This window comes from Silvimonas amylolytica (assembly GCF_014645555.1).
GTDB lineage: Bacteria > Pseudomonadota > Gammaproteobacteria > Burkholderiales > Chitinibacteraceae > Silvimonas > Silvimonas amylolytica.
Genome location: NZ_BMLY01000003.1, coordinates 512,105 through 536,991 on the forward strand (window position 1 = coordinate 512,105; position 24,887 = coordinate 536,991).

Sequence of the window (24,887 nt, forward strand, 5' to 3'; positions counted from 1 at the left end):
GGATAAACGGGACAATACGATCCATTGATGAATGTTTGCTGGATCTGTTTCATGTCTGCCGCTCTGCGCGTATTTGTGCTGTTTGCCCTCGGTTATTTTGTGTCTTACGTCTATCGTGGCGTGAATCTTGGTTTTGCGCCCTACCTGACGCATGAAATGGGCCTGTCTGGCGCCGACCTGGGTTTGCTGACGAGTTTGTATTTTCTGGGCTTCGCCAGCGCACAACTGCCAGTGGGTATTTTGCTCGACCGCTTTGGTTCACGCCGGGTCACGGCCATCTTGATTTTGGTGGCGGCCACCGGGTCGGCCATTTTTGGTTTGTCACACGACAAAACAGGTTTGATGGTGGGGCGTCTGCTGATTGGCGTGGGCTTGTCGGCTTGCCTTGGCGCGGCCTTCAAAGCGTTGGCGCAATGGTATGAGGTCAAACGCTTGCCGCTGGTTAACGGCTTGACCATGGCCGTGGGTGGCCTGGGTGGCGTAGCCATGGGTTCGCCCCTGCTATGGGTATTGAGCAAAACAGACTGGCGCAGTGTGTGTTTTGGTTTGTCCGCGTTTTCAGCAGTGGTTGCGCTGGCGATCTGGTTTGCCGTGCCATCCAGCAAGGAAGTCTCCACTCGTACCGAGTTCCGCACGCAACTGGCGGGCACCTGGCAAGTGTTGCGCAGTAGCGTGTTCTGGCGCATTGCGGCGTTTTCCTCCATCACCCAGGCGGTGTTTTACACCATGCAATCCTTGTGGGTGGCGCCGTGGCTGCGTGACGTCAATGGTTTGTCTGCGCAAGATGCGGGCCGCGTGATTTCGATACTGGGTATCGCCATGGTGATCGGGAGTGTCGGCTTTGGTTTTCTGGCTCGGTCACTGGAGCATCGCGGCGTCAGCGTACGCACTTTCAGTGGCCTTGGCATGCTGGTGTTTGTCTTGATCCAGGCCTTGATCATGCTGCAAATTCCAGTGCCGGCCTGGGTCTTGTGGACCGGTTACGGGCTGTTTGGCGGCTGCGGTATCCTGAGTTATGCCGTGCTGGTTGAGCATTTCCCGCTTAACTTGATTGGCCGGGTGAATACCAGTCTGACACTTGTGATTTTTGTGTTGATCTTTCTGGGGCAAGTGGCGGTGGGTGCCGTGCTGGATTTCTGGCCCGTGATCAACGGTCATTACCCGGCCGTGGCGCACCTGACCGCCTGGGGTATCTTGCTGGCATTGCAAATCCTCTCTGCAATCTGGTACTTCGCGCCCAAGCCCAAGGTCATTTCACTGCATATTTACGGTTGAGCCCTTGCCAGGTCAGGGCAGTGCCAGTTCTTGTGGAAAGACGCAAAAGTCAGATTGGGGCTGGTGCGGGTCAAATGACAGCCAGGCAAAACCAAACTTGTCGAAGGCGACAATGTTTCTAAGCTGTCCGACCAGGCTTTGCAGGCGTCGTGCTTCTTCTTGCGACAACCTGCTGATGAACGAATGAACCGAAACAATACGCACTAGCGTACCCCGGTCCAGCGGGAGGCCTGCCACGTCGTGCGCAGGCAATGGAAATCCGGCGGGGGTCATTGCGGGTCTAACCTTGATTGCGCGGGTCAGCGCTGCTCAGTAAATGCAAAAAGTGGGAGAGACGATCGCGAATGTCGACGACGTCTTCCAGCGGCAGGGGCAGGGCGCACAGCAGGCCACGCGGCACTTGCTCGGCCTTTTCCTTCAGCGAACGACCTTCATCCGTCAGATCAATCACCACGCGACGCTCGTCGCCCGGATCGCGCTGGCGGCTGATCAGCCCGCGCGTTTGCAGGCGCTTGAGTAGCGGCGTGAGGGTCCCGGTATCCAGAAATAATTGCTTGCCCAGATCCCCCACGCTGCGTGGCGTGGTTTCCCACAAGGCCAGCATCACCAGATATTGCGGGTAAGTCAGATCCATGTCTTCCAGCAGCGGCCGGTACAACCGGGTCATCAGGTTGCTGGCAGCGTAAAGCGGAAAACACAGTTGGTGATCAAGTTTAAGCAGGTCTGACATGGTGGTCCGTAAAGGTACAAGCGCCGTAACGATAGCATGAGCCGCAACCCATGCCATCGTCAGGCGGCAGTCGGCGGTCAGGCAGCGACCGCGGTGACGTCAACCTTGATATTACCGCGCGTCGCGTGGGAGTACGGGCACACCTGGTGGGCTTTGGCGACGATCTCTTCGGCCGTGGCCTGGTCCACGCCCTTGATGGTGGCGGTGAGTGCCACTTCCAGCTTGAAACCACCGTCTTCACGCGGGCCAATGCCCACTTCTGCTTCGACTTGCGTTTCGCCCAGCTTGACCTTGGCCTGACCCGCAACATACAGGATGGCGCTTTCAAAACATGCGGCATAACCGGATGCAAACAGTTGCTCGGGGTTGGTGCCGGTTTTGCCACTGCCGCCCAATTCACGTGGCAAAGCCAGATCAGCGGTGAATACGCCATCAGAAGTTGCAACATGGCCGTTGCGGCCGCCGTGGGTGGTTGCTTTGGTGCGATACAGAATGGTCATGATGATGCTCCTTGGTTTTCGTTGATTTGCTGTTGCAGTGTTCTTGCTCAAAATAATATTGCGCACAATATAAACGTGCAACGTATAAATGAAAAAGATGGACAAACGGTCGGGATGACACCGGGATGAGGCCGGGTTGGTTTTTAAAAAATACAGAATAAACAAACAACTACGATATGGTTGACAGTGTTTTATCAAATCTGGATTGGAGAAAGTAGTTACGGCGTGACGACTACAAGCACTGGATAATCAGTCAGACCATCAACGTATAAGGTCAGTAGCAATGACTTCTGATACCCGACCGGCTCAATCGCCGGCAAGTGCCGTGTTTCGCGTGGTCAGCGGCAATTTCCTTGAGATGTACGACTTCATGGTGTACGGCTATTACGCCAGCGCCATCGCCAAAACGTTTTTCCCGAGTGGGAATGAGTTTCTCTCTTTGATGCTGGCGTTGGTTACGTTTGGTGCCGGCTTCCTGATGCGACCGCTGGGTGCCATCGTGCTCGGCTCATATATCGACAGGCATGGCCGTCGCGCCGGGCTGATCGTGACGCTCGCACTCATGGCCTGTGGCACGCTGCTGATTGCCTGTGTGCCGGGGTACAGCACGATTGGTCTGGCCGCACCTTTACTGGTGGTGGCTGGGCGCCTGTTGCAGGGCTTCTCCGCCGGGGTAGAACTGGGTGGGGTCTCGGTTTATCTGGCCGAAATCGCCAGCCCGGGCAACAAGGGTTTTTACGTGAGCTGGCAATCGGCCAGTCAGCAAGTGGCCGTGGTCTTCGCCGCGGTACTGGGTGTATTGCTGGCGTCCAATCTCTCGCACGGGCAAATGGACGAATGGGGCTGGCGCGTGCCGTTCATTGTCGGCTGCCTGATTGTGCCGTTCCTGTTCATCATCCGTCGTTCTTTGCAAGAGACGGAAGAATTCCAGAAGCGCAAACATCGTCCTTCACCCAAAGAAATTCTGGACTCCATCATCAAGAATTGGGGCATTGTCATTCTGGGAACATTGCTCGTGGTGATGACAACGGTGTCGTTCTACATGATCACCGCGTACACCCCGACCTTTGGCAAACACGAACTGCATCTGTCTGATACCGATGCGCTTATCGTGACCGTGTGCGTGGGGGTCTCTAATTTGTTCTGGCTGCCGGTGATGGGTGCGCTATCTGATCGTATTGGCCGTCGCGTGTTGTTGCTGACATTCACCACGCTTAGCCTTTTGACCGCCTACCCGGCGTTGGCCTGGCTGGTGACGGCACCGTCGTTTGGCCATCTGTTGCTGGTAGAACTGTGGTTGTCATTCATTTACGCCAGCTACAACGGTGCGATGGTGGTATCGCTGATCGAGATCATGCCGGTGCATGTCCGCACGACCGGGTTCTCCATGGCGTACAGCCTGGCCACGGCGATCTTTGGCGGTTTCACGCCAGCGGTATCGACGTGGCTGATTCAAGCCACGGGCAACAAGGCGATGCCTGGTGTATGGCTGACTTTTGCCGCCGCCAGCGGCCTGATTGCTACGCTGATCCTGAACAGAATGGGGTTATTCGAGAAAGTTGAACGTGCTGTTCAACTGGCTCGGGCATGAGCTGATCTCGCTGCAACAACGACTAACCCAAAGCCCGCGCTGCTTCGTCAGTGCGGGCTTTTGTTTTGCTATCCTGGTCGCTGCCTGATATTTGCTTACCGCAAATTCTTACAAATCAAAAACATGTGATTCGCATAAATTTGTGGCGCATATGCAAATTATCTGACTAAAAACAGTGTTCTCTAATATTTTGAACTTGATACATTAGGAAATACTGTCATACTCGCGCTCCACACATGCTTACCTGATTTTTCAGGCTCTGCGCATTCTGTATTGCTCTTGTTGATGGATGCGTGAGCAGGTTTTGTCTGTTTCTGTTTTGGGCCCTGCACTATGAACCACAAGATTGTTATCCCCGCATTGATCGCTACTGCCCTGCTGGCAGGCTGCGCGACTGAATCTTCCCGCTCCATCGCGGTGCCGCAAACCGCCGCTGCCAGCGTGGCCTGGCATGGTGCGCGTTCGCCCATCGCAGTGGGCAAGTTTGATAACCGCTCCAGCTACATGCGCGGTATTTTCTCTGACAACGTTGATCGTCTGGGCAGCCAGGCCAAGACCATCCTGATCACCCACCTGCAGCAGACTGGCCGCTTCAACGTGCTTGATCGCGACAACATGGCCGAGATCAAGCAAGAAGCCAGCATTCAGGGCAAGGCGCAAGATCTGAAGGGTGCCGATTACGTCGTCACGGGTGATGTGACCGAGTTTGGTCGCAAAGAAACCGGTGACATGCAGCTCTTCGGTCTGCTTGGCCGGGGCAAGTCACAAGTGGCGTACGCCAAAGTTGCGCTCAACATCGTAAATACCCGCACATCTGAAGTGGTGTATTCCGCGCAGGGCGCTGGTGAGTACGCGCTGGATAACCGTGAAGTGCTGGGTTTTGGCGGGACGGCCAGTTATGACTCGACACTGAACGGCAAGGTGCTGGATCTGGCTATCCGCCAGGCCGTCGACAACCTTGTGAGCGGCATCAACAGTGGTGCCTGGCAACCGGCTGCGCACTAAACCTTCTTTGTAGAGATCAACATGAATTTTGTTTCCCGTACCCGGATGGGGTGGGCTGGCCTTGTGCTTGCCGCCGCATTGACCGGTTGTGCCAATCAGCCACAACAAATTTACGGCTGGGGCCATTATCAAGACTCGCTGTACACCTGGTTCAAGGGTGAAAATCTGGACGAGCAAAAGCAAATTGATCTGCTGCAGGCTGATCTGCAGCAGATGCAAGGCAAGGGTAAGGCCTGCCCGCCGGGACTGCATGCGCAACTGGGTTTGTTGTACGCCCATCAGGGCAAGAGTGACGAAGTGGTTCGTGAGTTTGCCACCGAGAAACAGCTTTATCCGGAATCTGCTGCGTACATGGATTTCCTGTTGCGCAATTTTAAACAACAGCAACAGGTAGCCAAGAAATGATGTTCAAACAATTGCGCCTGATTCTGGCAGTTGCCGCATTGGCCATTCTGGCAACTGGTTGTGCCAACCGTGGCCCGGCCATGGATTACACGGCTTATCGAGAAAGCCATCCGGCTTCGATTCTGGTTTTGCCACCGGTCAACAAGTCGCCAGACATCACGGCTTCGTATAGCTTGCTGTCGCTCGTGACCATGCCGCTGGCGGAGTCCGGCTATTACGTGGTGCCGGTCGCCGTTGCTGATGAGACCTTCAAACAGAACGGTCTGACCACCGCAGATGAAATCCAGGCGGTGCCGGTCGACAAGTTGCGCAGCATCTTCGGTGCGGATGCGGGCCTTTACATTACCGTATCGCAATACGGCGCCAGTTACCGCGTGGTCGATAGCGTGGTGAACGTGGAAGCCAATGCCAGACTGATCGACCTGCGTACCGGCAAAGAGCTCTGGACTGGCCATGCATTTGCATCGAGTGCAGAAAACCAGAACAGCTCGGGTGGTGGTTTGATCGGCATGCTGGTGACTGCGGTGGTCAACCAGCTCATCAACAACCTGAGTGACAAGAGCCACGCCATTGCGGGCATTACCAGCTGGCGTTTGCTGTCGGCAGGCCAACCTAACGGTTTGCTGTATGGTCCACGCTCGCCCAAGTATGGCAAGACGGCAACCAACTAAGCCTCGCGCTACCGGTTAACTCACCGGATCAACTGAAACGGCTTTCCCCGACGGGAAGGCCGTTTTTTATTGCCGCAACTAAATGTCATATCACGATTGGTTTTTATATTTAAAAATAATATATAAACATAGCTTCATATTCCTTCTTGTGCATAAAGCCCTTTGTTAGATTCTGCACATGTTGTCGCAGACCTACACACACAAGGAGAAATCAATGAGCACGCTGCACACCCTGAAATGGCTGGTTCCCACCCTGGCGCTGGCTGGCTTTGCCGCCATAGCCCAGGCCGAAGACGTGACCGTGGCTTATCAGACAACCGTTGAGCCCGCCAAAGTGGCCCAGGCTGACGGACTGTATGAAAAAGCCACCAACAGCAAGATCAACTGGCGCAAGTTTGAAAGTGGCGCGGAGGTGATTGCCGCCGTAGCGTCAGGGGATGTGCAAGTCGGGTATGTGGGTTCCAGCCCGCTGGCTGCTGCGGCCAGCCGCGGCTTGCCGGTGCAGACCTTTCTGATCGCCATCCAGATTGGTTCGGCCGAGGCGCTGGTCGTGCGCAATGGCTCCAACATCAGCAAGCCGCAGGACCTGATCGGTAAAAAAATTGCTGTGCCATTTGTGTCGACCACGCATTACAGCCTGTTGGCGGCGCTCAAGCACTGGCAAATTGACCCGACCAAAGTGCAGATTCTGAACCTGCGCCCGACCGAAATCACCGCAGCCTGGCAGCGCGGCGACATTGATGCCGCTTATGTCTGGGACCCGGCGTTAGGCAAGGCCAAAGAGTCAGGCAAGGTATTGGTGAGTTCGACTGAAGTAGCCAAGTGGGGTGCGCCGACCTTTGATGCCTGGATCGTCCGCAAAGACTTTGCCGAGAAACACCCGGACTTTGTCGCTGCATTTGCCCGCACGACGCTGAAGGCTTATGCCGACTACAACACCAATCCCAAAGCCTGGCTGGCTAACGCATCCAATATTGAGAAAGTATCGCGCTTGACGGGTGCCAAGCCGGAAGAAGTCGCGGGTTTGCTGGAGGGAAACGGTTATCCGGATGCGGCAGAGCAGTCAAAGCTGCTGGGCCCGCAGATTGCCAAAGCCATTGCCGAGACCTCGGGCTTCCTGAAGCAACAGGGCAAAGTTGAGAGTGTGCAACCCAGTTACGCGCCGTTTGTTGAAGGCAAGTATGCCCAGACTGCCGCGAAATAGTTTGACTGCGTAACAGGAGGCCCCGCCATGAGTCACCCCGATGCTTCAAGCCTGATTGTCGAACGCGTGAGCGTCCAGTACCCAGGTCATACCGGTCATGATGCCGCCCTGCGCGATGTTTCGCTGCAGATCAATTCGGGGGAACTCGTGGTGGCCCTCGGGCCGTCCGGTTGCGGCAAGACCACATTGTTGAATCTGATTGCCGGGTTCTTGCGACCTAGCCAGGGAAGGGTTCTGTTTGAGGGCCAGCCAGTGGATGGCCCGGCGGCCTCTCGTGGCGTGGTGTTTCAGGATAACGCGTTGCTGCCCTGGCTCAATGTCATCGATAACGTGGCATTGGGGCTGAAGTTGCAAGGTGTGCCCGCCGCAGAGCGGCAGGCGCGCGCGCTGGCAGTGCTCAAAGAAGTTGATCTGGATGGGTTTGCCAGTCACCGCATCTGGCAATTGTCGGGTGGCATGCGCCAGCGCGTTGGTCTTGCACGTGCACTTGCCGCCAACCCGCAATTGTTGTTGATGGACGAACCGTTTGCCGCGCTGGATGCCTTTACCCGCGAGCAGATGCAGGAACTGGTGCTCAAACTGTGGCAGCAAACGGGCAAGCGTATTTTGCTGATTACGCATGACATCGAAGAAGCTGTTTTTCTGGCCAGTGAACTGATTTTGATGTCGCCGCGCCCGGGCCGGATTGTGTCGCGTATTGCGCTGGATTTCAGCCGTCGTTACATAGCAGGGGAGTCAGCCAGAGCCATCAAATCAGACCCGGCATTCATTGCCACGCGTGAACACGTATTGGCCCAGGTGTTTGCCCAGCGGGGCAGGGAGTTTGCATGATGGAACAAACAATCAAAGATCCACTCCTCGAACGTGGATTTGATCTGCCCCATCCTGCTGCACCAGCCAGACGCCAGTTGACCGCGTGGCAAATCAGCGTGGCCACGGTGGCCGTACTGCTCGCCCTGTGGTGGAGCGTTACTACGATCGGAGTCATCCAGCCATTGTTTTTGCCATCGCCAGTCGCGGTAGCGCACCAGTTCTGGATTGTCACAAGCCATGGTTTTGCTGATGCCACGCTCTGGCAGCATCTGGCGGCCAGCTTGACTCGCATTGTGCTGGCATTGTTTGCGGCCATTGCCTTCGCGGTTCCGGTGGGCATTGCTATAGGCCTGTCTCCCCGCATCAGTGCCGTGCTGGACCCGTTGATCGAGTTTTACCGACCTGTCCCGCCGCTGGCGTATCTGCCGCTGATTGTGATCTGGTTTGGTATCGGCGAGCTTTCCAAGGTCCTGCTGATTTATCTGGCGATTTTTGCGCCGATCGCCATTGCTACGGCCGCCGGTGTGCGTTCGGCAGACCCGGCGCGGGTGCGCGCGGCGCAGTCGCTGGGCGCCAATCGCTGGCAGTTGGTACGTTACGTGATTTTGCCCGGTGCCTTGCCAGACATCTTGACTGGTGTGCGCATCGGTCTTGGCACCGGCTGGTCCACGCTGGTGGCCGCAGAACTGGTTGCCGCCACGCGCGGCCTTGGCTTCATGGTGCAGTCTGCCGCGCAGTTTCTGGTGACCGATGTGGTCGTGTTGGGGATTGTGGTGATTGCTGTGATTGCCTTTGCGCTGGAACTGGGTTTGCGGGCGATGCAACGGCGGCTCACGCCATGGATGAACGCCCGGCACTAAGCCAGACCCCTTCTCAATCCAAATCGGACATGTGGAAAAAACCATGAGCAATTTGAAGGTGACGCGTTTGTCCCCGGCGCTAGGAGCGGTGGTGGAAGGCGTGAGTCTGGCGGAGCCGCTGGATCAACCCGTCTTTGAGGCGATTCAGGCTGCGTTATTGCAGCATCAAGTTCTGTTCTTTCGTGATCAGCCCTTAACCCCGGTGCAGCAGCGCAACTTTGCCCGGCATTTTGGCGATCTGCACATTCACCCCATTTACCCGAATGTGCCGGAGACGCCAGAAATTCTGGTGCTGGATACCCATGACGGTAACCTGCCGGATAATGACAATTGGCATACCGATGTCACGTTTATACAGACGCCACCGTTAGGGGCCATCCTTGCTGCCAAACAGCTGCCAGCTACAGGCGGCGATACCTTATGGGCCAGCGGAACGGCGGCTTTCACCGCGCTCTCGCCGGTGTTGCAACAACTGTTGACCGGGTTGACTGCCACGCACGATTTTGCGAAGTCGTTCCCGCAAAGCCGCCATGACGCCACGCCTGAGGCTCTGGCACGTTGGCAATCCAGCCGCGACAAACATCCACCGCTCAGCCACCCGGTGATTCGCACGCACCCGCAGACGGGGCAGCCGGCACTGTTTGTGAATGAAGGGTTTACCACCCGGATCAACGAGCTCAACCCGCGAGAAAGTGATGCCTTGCTGGCGTTCTTGTTTGCGCATGTCGCGCGGCCAGAGTTCACCATCCGCTGGCGCTGGCAAGAAGGGGACGTCGCGTTTTGGGATAACCGCATCACCCAACACTACGCGGTGGCTGACTATTTGCCAGCCCGGCGCATCATGCACCGTGCAACCATCCTGGGTGATCAACCCTTCTGAACGGATGTGTTTCAGGCGTAGGGCCGAACGCCGGCCAGACGGTCGGCATTCACGAAACGGTAGCCGCGTGATTTGAGTGCTGGTACCAGCTGCTCTACGATCTCAACCACATTATGCATATTGGCCGGGCCTTCATGCAGCATGATGATGGCCTGCGGGTAGACTTGTCGAAGCACGGTTTCGATGACTTGATCCACACGGCCTGGCGCGTCCGGGTTCTCCCAGTTTCGCGGGTCGATTGACCAGCCCATGATCCGGAAATCGTGACGGACCAGCATGCGCAACTGTTCTGCCGTCAGTTCAGCATAGGGCGGCCGGAACAGGCGTGGGCGCAGGTGGGCAAGGCGCTGGAATTCCTGGTCGGTACGCTGTATTTGTTCTTGCCAGAAATCCGTGACGGACAAACTGCTGGCGCGTACATGATCCCAGGTGTGACTGCCCACGGTGTGACCATCGGCCAGAATTTGTCGCAATAACTGATGATTGCTGGCTAGCAGGTTGCCTTGCCAGAAAAACGTGGCCGGAATCTGATGCAGACGCAGTAAATCCAGCAAGGGTGCAGTCGTTGCGGCCGGGCCATCGCTGAAGGTGAGGGCGACTTCCAGCCGGCTGCCATTGCCCTGGTAGAAACAGTGATCCGGGTATTGAGCAGAAAGCCGGCGGGCGCGGGCAAGATCCAGTTCTTGCTGGTACATCGATGTGAAGCCCTGAAAAGTGGTTCAGACGGAAATTGAAAACGAGCGTGTCCGTACGCGGCAGGGATCCACCTTGTGTCGTGCGGTTTCGTTGGCAGCGCCCTCGTGGGCCGCTGCTTGTTATTGTGTCGTTACTGGGCCTGGGCTGAACGGGTCGGCCCTTTTTCCACCGGTAAAGTCAGAATGGCTACCGCGCCAACAGACCCGTTTTCCAATCGTAACTGACCGCCGTGCTTTTGTGCGATATTGCGCGCAATGGCCAGCCCCAACCCCACGCCGCCTGTATCGCGAGAGCGTGAGTTTTCAACGCGGAAGAACGGGTCAAACACGCTTTCCAGATACTGTGCCGGAACACCTGGCCCCTTATCAGCAACCCGGATTTCCAGTTGGCGGCCGGTCACGCTAGCGTAAACGCGCGCTGACTCACCATACTTGACCGCGTTCTCGATCAAATTGCCGATACAGCGCCGAATGGAGCTCACACTGGCACGGATGGTGACGCCCGTATGGCCGTCATAACTGACATCCTGGCCGGTATCCGTGGCATCGACACAGACGGTTTCCAGCAGCGAATCGATATCCACATTCTGGAAATGTTCGACCGAGTTCATGCTGCGTGCAAATTCCAGACCTTCTCGCACCATTTGCTGCATGGCCGCCAGATCGCCCAGCAATTGCCGACGCAGGATGTCGTCAGAGACTTTCTCCAGCCGCAGTCGCATGCGGGTCAGCGGTGTCTGCAAATCATGTGCAATGGCCGACAGCATGAACATGCGCTGTTCAATATGTTTGCGGATTTGCGCTTGCAATCCATTCACTGCGGCGATCGCATCCCGGATCTCACCAGGACCTTTTTCAGGCAGCGGCGGACGGTCAATATTGCGGCCCAGCTCTTGCGTCAGGTTGGTCAGGCGGCGCAGGGGCTTGACCGCCATGCGAGCCCCTACGTAGGCCAGAATCGCAATCAGGCCAAAAAACACGAGCCAATGCCACGGGAAGTTGAAATGTCCCGGCCCTGTTGGTGGTGGCGGCGGCGGGCCGAAAGACCAACCCAGTGAAAGGTGAAGCGGTGTACCGTCGCTAAGCGTGAGATCCAGCAGGTGACAGCCACCGTGGTCCGCAGACATGCCAGGACCTGGTGCGCGTGGAAACAAGCCGCCTGAGGGCATGCCTTCGCCATGGTGTACGCAGTCAGCACTGGCACCCGCCTGGCGCACAGACACCCCTTTGGGCAGGCGTGAGCGCAGCAAGGAGATCAGATCGCTATCCTCATGGCTGACCAACGGCTGCGGGGGCGTCAGCGAGGCGCGCAAACCGACTTGCGGACCGGATTGCGCAATCTGCGGACGCACCGAGTCAGGTACCGACTCCATCAGCCGCACAAACTGCGCCACACGCTCGGCTTCGTGCTCGTTGCGCATGGATTGCATGGTCTGGCGGTCTTCGCGAATGGCCAGCGCCGCGGTGACAAAGATGGCGACCAGAATGCCGGTGGCCAGCAACATGAAAACGCGGTTGGTGATCGAGCCAAAAATGGCTTGCAGCAGTCTCATGCTAGTCAGTGCTCAACGGCCACGCTGGTCGACAACACGTAGCCTTCGTTGCGCACGGTCTTGATCAACTGTGGCGCACGGGCGTCATCACCCAGCTTCTGGCGCAGACGACTGATCTGCAGATCGATCGAACGCTCGAACGGATCTGCATCCCGCCCTTGCGTCATATTCAGGATCTGATCGCGGTTCAGGACGCGTTGCGGGTGTTCCAGCAGGATTTTCAACAGACGGAACTCGCCGCCAGACAACATGACCAGCACGCCATCAGTGCGGACAAGGTGGCGTGCGCGCAGATCAAGTGTCCAGCCGGCAAATTTCATGGAGGTCGCGTCGGGCGCATCCAGATTGGGCGGGAGCGCCCAGGTCCGGCGCAACACGGTACGCACACGCGCAACCAGTTCACGTGGTTCGAACGGTTTGGTCAGGTAATCGTCCGCGCCCATTTCAAGGCCCAGAATACGATCAACCGGATCACCACGTGCGGTCAGGATAATCACGGGCACGCCCGAATTGGCACGCAGATTGCGGCATAACGTCAGGCCGTCCTCACCCGGCAAGGTCAGGTCGAGCACGACCAGATCTACCTTGCTGGTTTCCATGACTTTCTGCATGGCAACGCCATCAGCAGCCATGATGGTTTTGAAGCCGTGCGAGTCCAGATAGTCGGCCAGCAGGGTACGGATTTCCTGATCGTCATCGACCACCAGGATGCGGGAAGGGGTTTGAGTGTCCATGGCGACCGATTATGTCAAAGCTGCAAATGCGCACACGCCAGGTTTGTATCTTCAAGTATCAAACCAGACAAAAAGGACGCGCTGATACAAACTTTATGGCCGATTGCAAGGACTGATACAAAATACTCATTTGTCATATCAGATGGCTGAATCCAATCCACCGCCCGGAGCCAGAACACGGGTTTGCCCATGACGCAGCACAAAAAACTCGCCCGGTGCCAGCCCTTGTTCAACACAGGCCGCATCCAGGTCTTGCGGTGGCTGGTCTAGTGCCTCATCCGTCAGCTCAAACGTGCCCCAATGTATGCCCATCGATTGCCGTGATCGTAATTCACGGTGTATCTGCACGGATTCAGCCGGATTCACATGCTGGTTCTGCATGAACCAGCGTGGTTCGTACGCCCCAATGCCGATCGCGGCGAAATCAAAGCCATCAAAGCGCTCGGCGATATCGGCGACGTCTTTGGAATAACCCAGATCGCCGGAGAAAAAGAACCGGAAGTGGTTTACTTCCAGTACCCAGGCACCCCAGAGCGTGGCGTTGCGGTCCAGTGGCGTACGGGCACTCCAGTGTTGTACCGGCACAAACGTCAGCGTGGCATCGCCGGTTTGCGCGCTTTCCCACCAGTCCAGCGTGATCAGTTTATCGGCCGGCAGATGCGGAAACTTGCGCTTCATCCAGATGTCCATGCCCAGCGCCACTGCAAACACGGGTGGCCCACCGGCCTGACGATAAAGGCCGGATACGCTGGCATGGTCCAGGTGATCGTAATGGTTATGCGAGATCAGCACGATATCGATATGTGGCAGTTCGGCCAGCGCAACGCCTGGACGCTGGTGGCGCCTGGGGCCGGCAAACTGCACCGGCGAACAACGTTCGCTGAAGACGGGGTCCGTGAGGATATTGAGCCCGGCCACCTGCAGTAGCAGCGTGTTATGGCCAATCCAGGTCACTGCGGGGTCTTGCTGGCGCTGGTGGATGAAATCCAGATTGGGCGCCACTGCGGACAAATCCGCACCAGGTGGTGGTGGCAGATTATTGGCCTTGCGCTCCGCCCGCCAGCGGCGCAAGTCCTCGCCAGAAGGGCGGCCATGCGGGTAGCGGTTACGGAACCCGGTGGGCGTGTGATGTGATTTGGCCGGATCGTAATGCAAATTACGATGCGGGTTGCCGGTCAGCGCCGTCAGCGCCAGCGCCAGTGTTCGTCTCATCCATGTCATCGCTGCGGCCTTGTGGTGTCGTTGTTCTGGCAAATCAGGAACCAGCGTCTGATTTGATGATGTCTGGTCGTGATCCAGCGAAAAAGTTCGCGGAGATCACGTTGCGGGTGGGCCTGATCACTCAGTGTTGCAGTTGCCAGAACAGGGCTTTGTCGAAAGGTGACCACCACGGTACCCGGACGCCGGCGGCATCCAGCCCTTGCCGCACCCATTCGTTACAGGTCTGGATGACCGAATAATGACCTGTGGCTTCATAAAAAGCGTCAGCGCCGCCATAACCCTTGCCCGGTAACCAGATGGCGTTGCCCTGATCATTACGCCGGATGCTTTGCTCGATAAACGCGGCAAGGCGTAGATAATTTTGCGGGCTCAGGCGCAGGGCAACCCGTTGCGGACTGGTGCTGGCGGGCATGGCGCCCCATGAAACATGTAAAAGCGTGGTATCCAGCCCGCTGAGCGCGTACAAAGCGGTCGTGGCATTGAGGTCCGCCCAGTTCGGGGTATTGAGATAAAACTCCCGGTCGCCCCAGCCAATGCTGATGGCACTCGTGGCGACCGGCGCTAGCCCGCTGCGGGTCTGCGTGGGGGCAAACCGGCGCGTCCAGTCAACCTGGCGATTCTGCGCCGGCAGCAACAAGTCCGTATGTACGCCGTTGGTCTCCAGATAAATCAGGATGTCCCCTTTATGCGGCTGGTAAGCACGGTGCACCGATAAGAGACCCAACACCAGTGCCATCAACAGGTAGATCACAACGGGCCCGATCAACACCACGCCGGCCAGCATCACGCCGCGCAGCAAACGGTGCAACAGCCAGTTGCTGGCGGGTATTTCGGTAAAAGGAGCGGTATGCTGGTTCATTGTCGGTTTTGCTACCGGCGGGTTGGACAAGGGTTGTGCAGGCGTAGCGGCTTGATATGCCTGTGGTTAGACCTGATCTGGCAGTTGTAGATGAAAAGTGCGACTTTATGAATTATCTAGCCCATATTTTACTGGCGGGCCCCGATCCGGCTTATCGTCTCGGTGCCTTGTTGGGAGATTTTGTCAAAGGCCCCATGCCCGGCGTATTGCCGCCGGCAGTGGCTGAGGGCGTCATCCTGCATCGGAGTATCGACGTCTTTACCGATGCACACCCGGCGTTTCTGGCCAGCCGGGCCAGAGTGAGCGGCGCGCGGCGGCGGTATTCGGGGATCATGGTTGACATGTTCTACGATCATTTTCTGGCTGCACACTGGGCGAAGTTTGGCCGGGGTGCGCTACCTGATTTCGCCGGTGAAACCTACGCGTTGTTTGCGCAAAACGGCGATCTCCTGCCGGCACGGCTGGCACAGATCCTGCCCAACATGACGCGCAACGACTGGCTGACCTCCTACCGCCGACCCGAGGCCATTGCGGGTGCCATCAACGGCATGGCGGCGCACCGCCTCAGCCAACCTAATGCGTTGGGTGGCGGCGGTGATGAACTACTAGAGAAATACGCCGAATTTGAAGGGGATTTTCTGGCCTTCTGGCCGCAAGTGCGGGCGCATGCAGAGGCGTTCCGACAGCAGCACGGGATGAAGTCGGCAGGCTGATTGTCAGTGTGGAGAGGAGGGCGACCGGCGAGCGCCCGGATCTCAACCCGGTTTGTCGCCGGCTTCGCTTTCCACCGATTTCAGCAGCAGCAGATCACGCCAGGCTTTGGCTTTATCCGGCAAATTGCGCAACAGATACGCCGGGTGATAGCTGACTACCACCGGCACACCCTGGTAGTGATGGAGCTTGCCGCGCAAGGCGCTGACCGGTGCATCGGTTTGCAAAAGCGTCTGGATGGCAAAGCGGCCCACTGCAAAGATCACTTTTGGTTTGACCAGCGCCACCTGGCGACGCAGATAGGGCGAGCATTGCGCCACCTCATCCGGCTGCGGGTTGCGGTTGTTGGGCGGGCGGCATTTGAGGACGTTGGCAATGTAGACGCGCTCGCCGCGTTTTTCGCCAATGGCCTTGAGCATGTTGTCCAGTAACTGGCCCGCTGCCCCCACAAAGGGTTCGCCCTGCAGGTCTTCCTGCTGGCCCGGTGCTTCACCGATGACCATGATGTCTGCGTTCGGGTTGCCCACGCCATACACGGTGTTGGTGCGACCCTGGCACAGGCCACAGGCGGTACAGCCAGCCACGGACTGTTGCAGCGCTGACCAATCCATCTGACCGATGTCCAGGCTGCGGGCGTCTTCAGCGGGTGCTTCCACTGGTGCCGGCGTGCGTTCGCGGCCAGCAGGGGCGGTGCCAGGAATGGCGATGGGAATCGACGGCGCGGGACGTGCGGCAGGTGTTTCTGCACTCGCCGGGGCGTGTTCCGTCACCACAGCAGCCAGCGGCGCAATGTGCTCGCGGACTTGGTCAATCTGCTGCGGCTGGGTTGTCGAAGCGACTTGTGCGGATCGTTCAGCCGGCGTCTGCGCCTCTAGCGCGGCCTGTTCCTGCAAGGCAGCCAGCCGCGTGCGGTCCACCCACAGCGGGGTGAAGCCCATTTCATGCAGCAGGTTTTCGCGACGGCCCATCAGGCGGCCCCATTCAAGGCAAAGGCGTAGAGTACCGCATCCTCGCGTGCGCCGCCTGGCAGCGGGTAATAACCCTTGCGCTGGCCAGAGACGCGACCGCCCAGTTTTTCATACAAAGCGCGCGCGGAGGCATTGCCCTGGCGCACTTCCAGGAACATCTGCTCCGCACCGCGCTGGCGCAAGCTGTCGATCAGGGCCTGTAGTATTTTGCGGCCCAGACCTTGCCCTTGTTGCCACGGGGCAACGGCAATCAGCAGCAATTCGGCTTCATCCAGCACCAGGCTGGCTACAGCAAAGGCGATGACCTCACCGTCTTCCTCCAGCACGAGGCAAGTGTGATTTTCCAGCGAGTCATGCCAATGCCCCAGGGCCCACGGGTGCGGATTGGTCTGGCTATCCAGTGCCAGTACGGCGTCCAGATCACTGTGATGCAGTGTACGAAGCTTCAAGGTTTGGCTGCCCGCTCGTGCGTCTTGAGGGCGACTTTGTCCCGCAGATACAAGAGTTCCGCCTGATCGGCGGGCAGGCCTTTGCCTGCATCAAACTGAGGCATTGCCAGTTTGAGGATTTCCCGCGCGTGCGGAAAACGCTCGGCGATCTGGTGGGCAATCTTGCCAGCCAGACGCGTATTCAACGCATCGGCATAGGCAGTAAAACCGCTACCCAATGCGGTCCAGCCGGCCTGTTCTGGCATGGGTACGGCATCTGGATCACAGACACTGGCGGAGAGGATCTCTTGCCATTGGCCGTCTGTACCGCGCTGGTAGGCCGCGCTGTATACCTGGTTCATGCGCGCATCAAGGCACACGTAGGCCAGCTCGTCCGGGCATTGTTCGGCCAGAGCCAGGAGGGTAGAGACCCCCAGAATCGGCACACCCAGACCAAACGCCAGTCCTTGTGCAATTCCGCAACCAATACGCAAACCAGTGAACGAGCCAGGCCCCATGCCAAAGGCAATGCCCGCAATATCTTTGCGTGCCACGCCGGTCTCTGCCAGCAGTTGCTCAATGGATGGCAATGTCAGTTCAGCATGCCGCTGGCCGACGTGCCAGTCGCGCACGGTGACTCCCTCTGCGGTGCCGGAAAGCGCCAGCGAGAGGTATTCGGTAGAGGTATCAAGCGCAAGGTAATGAGGCATGAATCTGGGCACGGGCCGGCGGGCAAAGGTGTGATTTTACCACGCGCACCCTCACCCTCGCAGGCCGTTTCAGTCTTGGGTTAATCGTGGGTCGGCAGTTCTGCAAATTGGGGCAGATTGTCGGTGATCTCATGCCACGGGGCCTTATAGGCGACATAAATATGATGATCTGGCCGTTGCGTCGGCGTATCGACCAGGGTGCCCAGGCGCACGTGGATGTACTCGCGGGCGCGCACGGCGGAGAAGAGCGGTGACATGCACTCGGCGCAATACGCGTCATAGCCTTCTTCGCTCTCATCCAGGTAGCGGACGTGCCTCGCGCCTTGCGTGAGCTGGACTTTCTGCAGTTTGATTCCGGCGTACGTGTTAAACGCCGAGCCAGTACGGCGGCGACAGCGTTGGCAGTGACAGTAGCCGGCGTACTCAAACGCGTCTTCTACCTCGTAATGGACCAGTCCGCACAGGCATTGACCCTTCAGTTGCATGATGCTGTCTCCGTATCAAGCCAGCGCGATCTCATAGCGCACATGATCAGAACGCGTGGCCAGCTTGTCGTATACCGCCCGTGCGGCGGCATTGCCGGTTCCGGTGATCCAGTATATGCGGTACCAGTTTTCGTGCTGGCCTTGTACGCGAAGTGCTTCAATCAATTGCGATGCAATACCCATGCGCCGCGCGTTGGGGCTGACATACAGGTCTTCCAGATAACACACATTGCGCGCGCTCCACGTATGCGGGTGGCGCACCGTGTGGCAAAAGCCCAGTGGCTGGCCGGTGTCATCCAGTGCGATCAGGCCCTTGATGGGGGATTGTTCATCCAGCAAACGTTGCCACAGCGTGGCGTTGACGTCATCAGCCAGCCTGGAGTGATAAAACTGGCAGTAGTCGTTCCACAAGGCAAGCCAGGTGGCGTGATCGGCAGCGGTCAGCGGGCGAATTTGCATGAGGGCGATTTATTGTTGTGGTGGGCAAGGGGCTTACGTTAGCGGGCCGGGCCGGGCACGTCAAACGCAGGTTGCGGCCAAAAAAAAGCCCGCACAAAGCGGGCTTTTTTCCACACAACAACGGCTACTGCTTGCCGAACTTTACAATGCCGTTGGTGGCATCGACCGTGACCACATCCTTGGCGGCGAACTCGCCAGACAGCAGCTTTTTGGCCAGCGGGTTTTCGATCTCCGTCTGGATCGCGCGCTTGAGGGGGCGTGCACCATACACCGGATCGAACCCTGCATCGGCGATGAGATCGATCGCCGAGTCGCTGACTTGCAGGCCGATCTCCATCTGTGCCAACCGCTTTTCCAGCCGCGCCACTTGTACGCGGGCGATATTGCGGATCTGCAGTTGATCCAGCGCGTGGAACACCACCACCTCGTCAATCCGGTTCACAAATTCTGGCCGGAAGTGCGTTTTCACTTCTGCCATCACCGCCAACTTGACCACCTGGTATTCCTGTTCTGCCATCGCCTGGATTTGCTGCGAGCCCAGGTTGGAGGTCATCACCACCACGGTGTTCTTGAAGTCCACCGTGCGGCCCTGGCCATCGGTCAAGCGACCATCATCCAGCACTTGCAGCAGCACGTTGAACACGTCCGGATGGGCCTTTTCGACTTCATCCAGCAAGATCACGCTGTACGGCTTGCGGCGCACGGCTTCGGTCAGATAACCGCCTTCCTCGTATCCGACATACCCCGGCGGGGCGCCGATCAAGCGGGCCACGGAATGTTTCTCCATGAACTCGCTCATGTCGATGCGGATCAGGTGCTCTTCCGAATCAAATAAAAACTCGGCCAGCGCCTTGGTCAACTCCGTTTTGCCAACACCGGTCGGCCCCAGGAACAAGAAAGAACCATAAGGCCGGTTAGGGTCCGCCAGACCAGAACGCGAACGGCGGATGGCGTCCGACACCAGGCGCACGGCCTCGTTCTGGCCGATCACGCGCTTGTGCAGCACGTTTTCCATACCCAGGAGTTTGTCGCGCTCACCCTGCATCATCTTGGCTACAGGGATGCCGGTCGCGCGGCTGACCACCTCGGCAATTTCTTCAGCACCCACTTGGGTGCGCAAGAGTTTGTTGGGCGTGTCCTGGCCTTCAGCGGCTTCGGCTACTTTGAGCTTGTCTTCCAGTTCGGGCAGCTTGCCGTATTGCAGTTCGGACGCTTTATCCCACTCGCCCCGACGGCGGGCGGCATCCATGGCCAGCTTCACCTGTTCAATCTCTTCACGGATCGACTGGCTACCCAGCACGGCGGCTTTTTCAGCTTTCCAGATTTCTTCCAGATCTGAGTACTCTTTCGAGAGCGACTCAATCTCGGTTTCAATCAGCGCCAACCGCCGTTGCGAGGCTTCGTCTTTTTCTTTCTTGACCGCTTCGCGTTCAATCTTGAGCTGGATAATGCGTCGATCAAGCTTGTCCATCGACTCCGGTTTGGAGTCGATTTCCATCTTGATCTTGGCGGCCGCTTCATCGATCAAGTCGATGGCTTTATCCGGCAAAAAGCGGTCCGTGATGTAGCGGTGGCTGAGTTCAGCCGCAGCAACAATCGCCGGATCGGTGATTTCAACGCCATGGTGAATCTCGTACTTTTCTTGCAAACCGCGCAGGATGGCGATGGTGTCTTCCACGCTCGGTTCATCGACCAGCACTTTCTGGAAGCGGCGTTCCAGTGCGGCGTCTTTCTCGATGTACTTGCGGTATTCATCCAGCGTGGTCGCGCCAATGCAATGCAACTCGCCACGCGCCAGCGCCGGCTTGAGCATGTTGCCTGCATCCATCGCGCCTTCGGCTTTGCCAGCGCCGACCAGCGTGTGCAGTTCATCAATAAAGATGATGGTGCTGCCTTCATCCTTGGCCAGTTCGTTGAGCACCGCTTTCAGACGCTCTTCAAACTCGCCACGATACTTGGCGCCAGCCAGCAAAGAGGCGAGGTCCAGCACCAGCAGTCGCTTGTGTTTGAGCGAGTCGGGGACTTCGCCTTCAATAATGCGCTGTGCCAAGCCTTCCACAATGGCGGTCTTGCCCACACCTGGCTCGCCGATCAGCACCGGGTTGTTCTTGGTCCGGCGTTGCAATACCTGGATAGCGCGGCGGATTTCATCATCACGGCCGATGACCGGGTCCAGCTTGCCCTGGCGAGCACGTTCGGTCAGATCCAGCGTGTACTTGTTGAGTGCCTCACGGTTTTGCTCGGCGTCGGCGTTATCCACCGATGCACCGCCACGCACGGCATCAATGGCCGCTTCAATGGCTTTCTTGTTGCCGCCGTGTTGTTTCAAGAGTTTGGCTGCATCGCTCTTGTCGTCGCTCAGCGCCAGGATGAACGAGTCGCTGGAAATAAACTGATCGCCACGTTTGCTGGCGGTCTTGTCGGTCAGATTCAGCAGGTTGGCCAGATCGCGCGAGACGGTGATCTCGCCACCGTTGCCTTCTACCTTGGGCAGGCGGTCAATACTGTCTTGCAGCGCTGTTTTCAGCGGCTGCACGTTGACCCCGGCGCGGGCCAGCAACGGGCCGGTGCCGGATTCAATGTCATTGAGCAAAGCCAGCAGCAGATGCTGCGGCTCGATGTAGCTATTGTCGTTTGCCAACGCCATGCTCTGGGCATCGGCGAAGGCTTGCTGGAACTTGGTCGTCAGTTTGTCGAAGCGCATAGTGGCCCTCTATCAATGTGCGTTATTGCACAAAAGATGGGCACCATTAAGACCATTTCAAGCGCAGGGTGATGTGGAAAATTTTTGCTCTGGAAACAAACCCAAGGCTTGAAAACGCGATGTCGGGAAAGGGTCGGCGGTGGACGAGGAAACCGCGATTTCCCCGGCGCGTCGTCTCCATGAAGGCGGGAATCCAGCCCCACCCTGGCATTGTGCAAAAACCTGGAAACAGCGGGTCACTGAAAACCTGCCCGGTATCTCACTACTTGCGCCAGGCCAGTTTGTTCGCCAGCGTCACCACGCCACCCACAATAATGAGCGCCGGTGGTTTTACGCCAAACTGTTCAATTAAACCTGGCAGAGTTGCCAGCGTACCAATCAGGGTCTTTTGCTGGGGTGTTGTGGCTTGCTGCACGATCGCCGCCGGGGTATCGGGTGCACGGCCATGGGCGATCAGCTGTTCGCAAATGCGCGGTGCCTGTTTCACGCCCATATAGATGACCACGGTTTCTGTGGGGTTGGTCAGTCGAGGCCAGTCCAGCTCAATTTCACCAGCGCGGCGATGCCCGGTAACGAAGGTCACGGACTGCGCGTAGTCGCGATGGGTGAGCGGAATCCCCGCGTAGCTGGATGCGCCCGATGCAGAGGTAATCCCTGGTACGACTTCAAATGCAATCTGGCTGGCGGCGAGTTCTTCGATTTCTTCACCACCCCGGCCAAAAATGAACGGGTCTCCACCTTTCAGTCGCACCACGGTTTTGCCTTGCTGCGCCAGGCGTACCAGCAGGCGGTTGATTTCTTCCTGGGGCAGGGCGTGGTTGTCGGCTTTTTTGCCTACATAAATACGCTCAGCATCGCGCCGTACCAGTTCAACAATGGCGGGAGACACAAGATTGTCGTACAGCACCACGTCGGCCTTTTGCATCAGCCGCAATGCGCGGAAAGTCAGCAAGTCCGGGTTGCCAGGACCGGCGCCCACCAGGTAAACCGCACCCTGGGTCAATGCCGCTTCGCTGGCGGAGTCCAGCGCCTGGGTCAGGCTGGCGAGCGCGCCTGCTTCATCCCCGGCCAGCGCTTGCTCAGCGGCGGCGCCATCGAGTGCTTGCTCCCAAAACCGGCGGCGCGCGCGCTCATCATGGGCAAAGCGTTTTTTGACGGCGTCACGCAGCTGGCCAGCCAGCTTTGCCAACACGCCATAACCGTGTGGCAAGGTGGCTTCGAGCCGGGCGCGCAAAAGGCGGGCCAGCACCGGTGCCTGACCACCGGTAGAGAGGGCGATCTGCAAGGGTGAGCGGTCGATAATCGCGGGGACGATAAAGCGGCAACGGGCCGGATCATCAACCACGTTGACCAGGATGCCCTGTGCTTCACAGGTTTCAAATACATCGCGGTTGACCATTTCATCGTCAGTCGCCGCGATCACCACCCGTTGTCTGCCAATGTCAGTTTGCGTAAACGTGCGCCCAATGTGGCGAATTTTGCCTTCTGATGCGTACTGAGCCAGTTCCGCTACCAGTTCTGGCGCAATGACCGTGATGGTGGCGCCTGCAGACAGCAGCAAACGCGTCTTGCGCAGGGCGACTTCACCACCCCCAACAATCAGTCCTTCTTGCTGGTTGAGGTCAAGAAACAGCGGAAAATAATCCATGATTGGTCCGGAAAGAAAGCGCGGTTTGATCTGACGCTGGTCAAGGCATTGACCATGACATTGTTCTAGTCTGCCGGGTCTGGCGCAATGGCTGTGTATCGTGGCTGGCGTCATTTTAACGTGAACCGTCCGCACCATGCCGGGCAAAGGGAAATCTGATGTTGCTGCGTTGTGTGCTGTTGTCCCTGCTGCTGGCGACGCCGGTGCTGGCCGCCGAGCCGCAGGACCTGGCCAGGAACAAGAACTGCTTTGCCTGCCACGGCCTGGAAAACAAGATCGTTGGCCCGGCGTGGAAAGACATCGCGGCCAGATACAAAGGTCAGAAGGGCGCAGAACAGCTATTGGCCGCCAAAATCAAGAATGGCAGTCATGGTGCCTGGGGACCCATTGCCATGCCGCCCAATCCGGTAAGCGATGCAGAGGCAAGCCAGTTGGCCAAATGGATGCTCACACGCAAGTACTAGACTGCGAGTGATCTGTGCCAATCAAAAAAGCCGGCGTTCAGTCCGGCTTTTTTCATGCGCCACAGGCAGGTCTTACCAGGGTATAGGCGCGCCGTCATAGTTGTAAAAGTGGCCTGAATCGCCCGGTGTGGCTTGATGGATCACGCGGCGTATGCCTGCCACGGATTCTTCAGGGGTGACGAGTGCGCCAGGCCCGCCCATATCGGTTTGCACCCAGCCCGGGTGAAACACCAGCACGGTATGGCGTTTGCCCAGATCCAGCGCCAGGCTTTTCATGGCGGCATTCAGGCCCGCCTTGGCGCTGCGGTAGTGATACGCCGCGCCGGAGTGGTTGTCAGCAATACTGCCCATCTTGCTGCTTAAACTGGCGATTTTGGCATCTGCTGTCAGCCGTGGCAGAACAGCCTCTACCACTTTGATCGGTGCGATGGTGTCGATCGCCAGCGTATTGAGCCAGGTTTCAACGTCCGTATGGCCCAACTCTTGCCGGTTACCACCGTAATAACCAGCGTTGTTAATGACGAGGTCAATCCGTTCGTTCGCAAAGGTCTGGCCCAATGCAGCGACATTGGGCCAGTCTGTGATATCCAGGAGTTCGATTCGCAATTGGTCTGGCCACGCCGCGTGCAGGCTTTTCAGCGATAGATTGAACTCCCGGGCGGTTACGATCACCCGCCAGTTATCTTGCAAATACTGGGTTGCCAACTCAAGGCCAATACCACGGCCCGCACCCGTGATGAAAACAGTACGCATGAATCCTCCGGTCGCTTATAAATCGAAGTATATAAAACGATTCTGGCCAACAGCACGCTAATACGTGTACCAGGCAGATCCAGGAGGGTGTTATGCGTAACCTGGCGAGTTACCTGCTCGCAGCAGGCCTTGTCCTTGGCCAGTCCGTTGAGGCCGCAGATGTTTACAAGTGTCAGGATGACCAGGGCAATGTCACCTATGGCCAGACACCTTGCCACGGCCAGAAGCGGCTGCCCTACGAAGCAGGCTCGGTCACTACCATTGAGGCACCTCGCCGGGTTGTCACACCTACACCTGTGCCCGAGGCGGAACCGGAGCCCATGAAGGCTAATAGCCCGTCTTCAGCACAAGGCCAGCCCACGCCCAACCCGCAGTTGCCAGCCGGCGATAACTGCAATATGGATAACCCTGCTTACGACCCCGTGTTCTGTCAGCCGAACAATCTTCGGTCCGTCTACGGTAATCCGTCTGATGACGCCGGTCGCGGCCAGCGATTGCAGAATCTGCCGCGGGTACAGCCACTTCCGGGTGGTCGCTGAGCACCCCGGACTGTGCGGATAT

Annotated in this window: 28 protein-coding genes; 12 read left to right on the forward strand and 16 right to left on the reverse strand. The window is 57.8% G+C overall.

What is annotated here, in order from left to right:
• Positions 1-51 precede the first annotated feature (51 nt).
• Complete coding sequence (locus IEX44_RS12105; RefSeq protein WP_188693831.1) at positions 52-1,275, forward strand: MFS transporter; 1,224 nt, start codon at positions 52-54, stop codon at positions 1,273-1,275.
• Between the two features lie 12 nt (positions 1,276-1,287).
• Here the strand turns inward: IEX44_RS12105 and IEX44_RS12110 are convergent, their stop codons facing one another.
• From IEX44_RS12110 to IEX44_RS12120, 3 genes are all read right to left on the reverse strand, one after another.
• A complete protein-coding gene (locus IEX44_RS12110) occupies positions 1,288-1,548 on the reverse strand; it encodes a hypothetical protein (protein ID WP_188693834.1) in 261 nt (86 codons plus the stop codon).
• Positions 1,549-1,555: 7 nt separating this feature from the next.
• A complete protein-coding gene (locus IEX44_RS12115; protein WP_188693837.1) occupies positions 1,556-2,005 on the reverse strand; it encodes a MarR family winged helix-turn-helix transcriptional regulator in 450 nt (149 codons plus the stop codon).
• Positions 2,006-2,082: 77 nt separating this feature from the next.
• Positions 2,083-2,505, reverse strand: a complete 423-nt coding sequence (locus IEX44_RS12120) for an organic hydroperoxide resistance protein (RefSeq protein WP_188693840.1) — start codon at positions 2,503-2,505, stop codon at positions 2,083-2,085.
• 283 nt (positions 2,506-2,788) lie between these two features.
• Between IEX44_RS12120 and IEX44_RS12125 the strand changes: the two genes are divergently transcribed.
• From IEX44_RS12125 to tauD, 8 genes are all read left to right on the forward strand, one after another.
• The gene (locus tag IEX44_RS12125) at positions 2,789-4,096 is read left to right on the forward strand and encodes an MFS transporter (protein ID WP_188693843.1); all 1,308 of its coding nucleotides are present in this window, start codon (positions 2,789-2,791) and stop codon (positions 4,094-4,096) included.
• A gap of 333 nt (positions 4,097-4,429) precedes the next feature.
• Positions 4,430-5,101 (forward strand): CsgG/HfaB family protein, encoded by a 672-nt coding sequence (locus IEX44_RS12130; protein WP_188693845.1) that lies wholly within the window; start codon positions 4,430-4,432, stop codon positions 5,099-5,101.
• Positions 5,102-5,122: 21 nt separating this feature from the next.
• On the forward strand, positions 5,123-5,506 hold the full coding sequence (locus IEX44_RS12135; RefSeq protein WP_188693848.1) for a DUF4810 domain-containing protein: 384 nt from the start codon (positions 5,123-5,125) through the stop codon (positions 5,504-5,506).
• A complete protein-coding gene (locus IEX44_RS12140) occupies positions 5,506-6,177 on the forward strand; it encodes a DUF799 domain-containing protein (RefSeq protein WP_188694035.1) in 672 nt (223 codons plus the stop codon). The genes IEX44_RS12135 and IEX44_RS12140 overlap by 1 nt, the downstream gene beginning before the upstream one ends.
• A 214-nt stretch (positions 6,178-6,391) precedes the next feature.
• Positions 6,392-7,381, forward strand: a complete 990-nt coding sequence (gene tauA, locus IEX44_RS12145; protein WP_188693851.1) for a taurine ABC transporter substrate-binding protein — start codon at positions 6,392-6,394, stop codon at positions 7,379-7,381.
• A gap of 27 nt (positions 7,382-7,408) precedes the next feature.
• Complete coding sequence (tauB, locus tag IEX44_RS12150; RefSeq protein ID WP_188693854.1) at positions 7,409-8,212, forward strand: taurine ABC transporter ATP-binding subunit; 804 nt, start codon at positions 7,409-7,411, stop codon at positions 8,210-8,212.
• A complete protein-coding gene (gene tauC / locus IEX44_RS12155) occupies positions 8,209-9,054 on the forward strand; it encodes a taurine ABC transporter permease TauC (RefSeq protein WP_229679012.1) in 846 nt (281 codons plus the stop codon). The genes tauB and tauC overlap by 4 nt, the downstream gene beginning before the upstream one ends.
• A 43-nt stretch (positions 9,055-9,097) precedes the next feature.
• On the forward strand, positions 9,098-9,934 hold the full coding sequence (tauD, locus tag IEX44_RS12160; protein WP_188693857.1) for a taurine dioxygenase: 837 nt from the start codon (positions 9,098-9,100) through the stop codon (positions 9,932-9,934).
• A gap of 11 nt (positions 9,935-9,945) precedes the next feature.
• Here the strand turns inward: tauD and IEX44_RS12165 are convergent, their stop codons facing one another.
• From IEX44_RS12165 to IEX44_RS12185, 5 genes are all read right to left on the reverse strand, one after another.
• Positions 9,946-10,629 (reverse strand): polysaccharide deacetylase family protein, encoded by a 684-nt coding sequence (locus IEX44_RS12165; protein ID WP_188693860.1) that lies wholly within the window; start codon positions 10,627-10,629, stop codon positions 9,946-9,948.
• Positions 10,630-10,760: 131 nt separating this feature from the next.
• Complete coding sequence (locus IEX44_RS12170) at positions 10,761-12,182, reverse strand: sensor histidine kinase (RefSeq protein ID WP_188693863.1); 1,422 nt, start codon at positions 12,180-12,182, stop codon at positions 10,761-10,763.
• Between the two features lie 5 nt (positions 12,183-12,187).
• Positions 12,188-12,916, reverse strand: a complete 729-nt coding sequence (locus IEX44_RS12175) for a response regulator (protein ID WP_188693866.1) — start codon at positions 12,914-12,916, stop codon at positions 12,188-12,190.
• A 138-nt stretch (positions 12,917-13,054) separates the two neighbouring features.
• Positions 13,055-14,128, reverse strand: a complete 1,074-nt coding sequence (locus IEX44_RS12180) for an MBL fold metallo-hydrolase (RefSeq protein WP_188693869.1) — start codon at positions 14,126-14,128, stop codon at positions 13,055-13,057.
• 130 nt (positions 14,129-14,258) lie between these two features.
• Complete coding sequence (locus IEX44_RS12185) at positions 14,259-14,996, reverse strand: TIGR02117 family protein (RefSeq protein WP_188693870.1); 738 nt, start codon at positions 14,994-14,996, stop codon at positions 14,259-14,261.
• A 107-nt stretch (positions 14,997-15,103) separates the two neighbouring features.
• Here IEX44_RS12185 and IEX44_RS12190 point away from each other — a divergent pair, with 107 nt between their 5' ends.
• Positions 15,104-15,709, forward strand: a complete 606-nt coding sequence (locus tag IEX44_RS12190) for an acyl carrier protein phosphodiesterase (RefSeq protein WP_188693875.1) — start codon at positions 15,104-15,106, stop codon at positions 15,707-15,709.
• A gap of 42 nt (positions 15,710-15,751) precedes the next feature.
• Here the strand turns inward: IEX44_RS12190 and IEX44_RS12195 are convergent, their stop codons facing one another.
• From IEX44_RS12195 to cysG, 7 genes are all read right to left on the reverse strand, one after another.
• Complete coding sequence (locus IEX44_RS12195; protein WP_188693878.1) at positions 15,752-16,675, reverse strand: uracil-DNA glycosylase; 924 nt, start codon at positions 16,673-16,675, stop codon at positions 15,752-15,754.
• Positions 16,675-17,124: a ribosomal protein S18-alanine N-acetyltransferase gene (rimI, locus tag IEX44_RS12200; protein WP_188693881.1), complete on the reverse strand. Its 450-nt coding sequence runs from the start codon at positions 17,122-17,124 to the stop codon at positions 16,675-16,677. Before rimI ends, IEX44_RS12195 begins: the two co-directional genes overlap by 1 nt.
• Positions 17,121-17,813 carry a tRNA (adenosine(37)-N6)-threonylcarbamoyltransferase complex dimerization subunit type 1 TsaB gene (gene tsaB, locus IEX44_RS12205; protein WP_188693884.1) on the reverse strand — a complete coding sequence of 231 codons (693 nt, stop codon included), beginning with the start codon at positions 17,811-17,813 and terminating at the stop codon, positions 17,121-17,123. Before tsaB ends, rimI begins: the two co-directional genes overlap by 4 nt.
• Before the next feature lie 80 nt (positions 17,814-17,893).
• Positions 17,894-18,298, reverse strand: coding sequence for a GFA family protein (locus IEX44_RS12210; protein WP_188693887.1), 405 nt, complete (start codon positions 18,296-18,298; stop codon positions 17,894-17,896).
• 15 nt (positions 18,299-18,313) lie between these two features.
• Positions 18,314-18,757 carry a GNAT family N-acetyltransferase gene (locus IEX44_RS12215; RefSeq protein ID WP_188693890.1) on the reverse strand — a complete coding sequence of 148 codons (444 nt, stop codon included), beginning with the start codon at positions 18,755-18,757 and terminating at the stop codon, positions 18,314-18,316.
• A gap of 124 nt (positions 18,758-18,881) precedes the next feature.
• Positions 18,882-21,461 (reverse strand): ATP-dependent chaperone ClpB, encoded by a 2,580-nt coding sequence (gene clpB, locus IEX44_RS12220; RefSeq protein ID WP_188693893.1) that lies wholly within the window; start codon positions 21,459-21,461, stop codon positions 18,882-18,884.
• 262 nt (positions 21,462-21,723) lie between these two features.
• On the reverse strand, positions 21,724-23,109 hold the full coding sequence (gene cysG / locus IEX44_RS12225; RefSeq protein WP_188693896.1) for a siroheme synthase CysG: 1,386 nt from the start codon (positions 23,107-23,109) through the stop codon (positions 21,724-21,726).
• A 158-nt stretch (positions 23,110-23,267) separates the two neighbouring features.
• On the opposite strand from cysG, the gene IEX44_RS12230 reads away from it, so the two are divergent.
• Positions 23,268-23,573, forward strand: a complete 306-nt coding sequence (locus IEX44_RS12230; protein WP_188693900.1) for a c-type cytochrome — start codon at positions 23,268-23,270, stop codon at positions 23,571-23,573.
• Between the two features lie 72 nt (positions 23,574-23,645).
• On the opposite strand, the gene IEX44_RS12235 is transcribed toward IEX44_RS12230, so the two are convergent.
• Positions 23,646-24,326 (reverse strand): SDR family oxidoreductase, encoded by a 681-nt coding sequence (locus IEX44_RS12235; RefSeq protein WP_188693903.1) that lies wholly within the window; start codon positions 24,324-24,326, stop codon positions 23,646-23,648.
• Positions 24,327-24,418: 92 nt separating this feature from the next.
• On the opposite strand from IEX44_RS12235, the gene IEX44_RS12240 reads away from it, so the two are divergent.
• Positions 24,419-24,865, forward strand: coding sequence for a DUF4124 domain-containing protein (locus IEX44_RS12240; protein ID WP_188693906.1), 447 nt, complete (start codon positions 24,419-24,421; stop codon positions 24,863-24,865).
• Positions 24,866-24,887 lie beyond the last annotated feature (22 nt).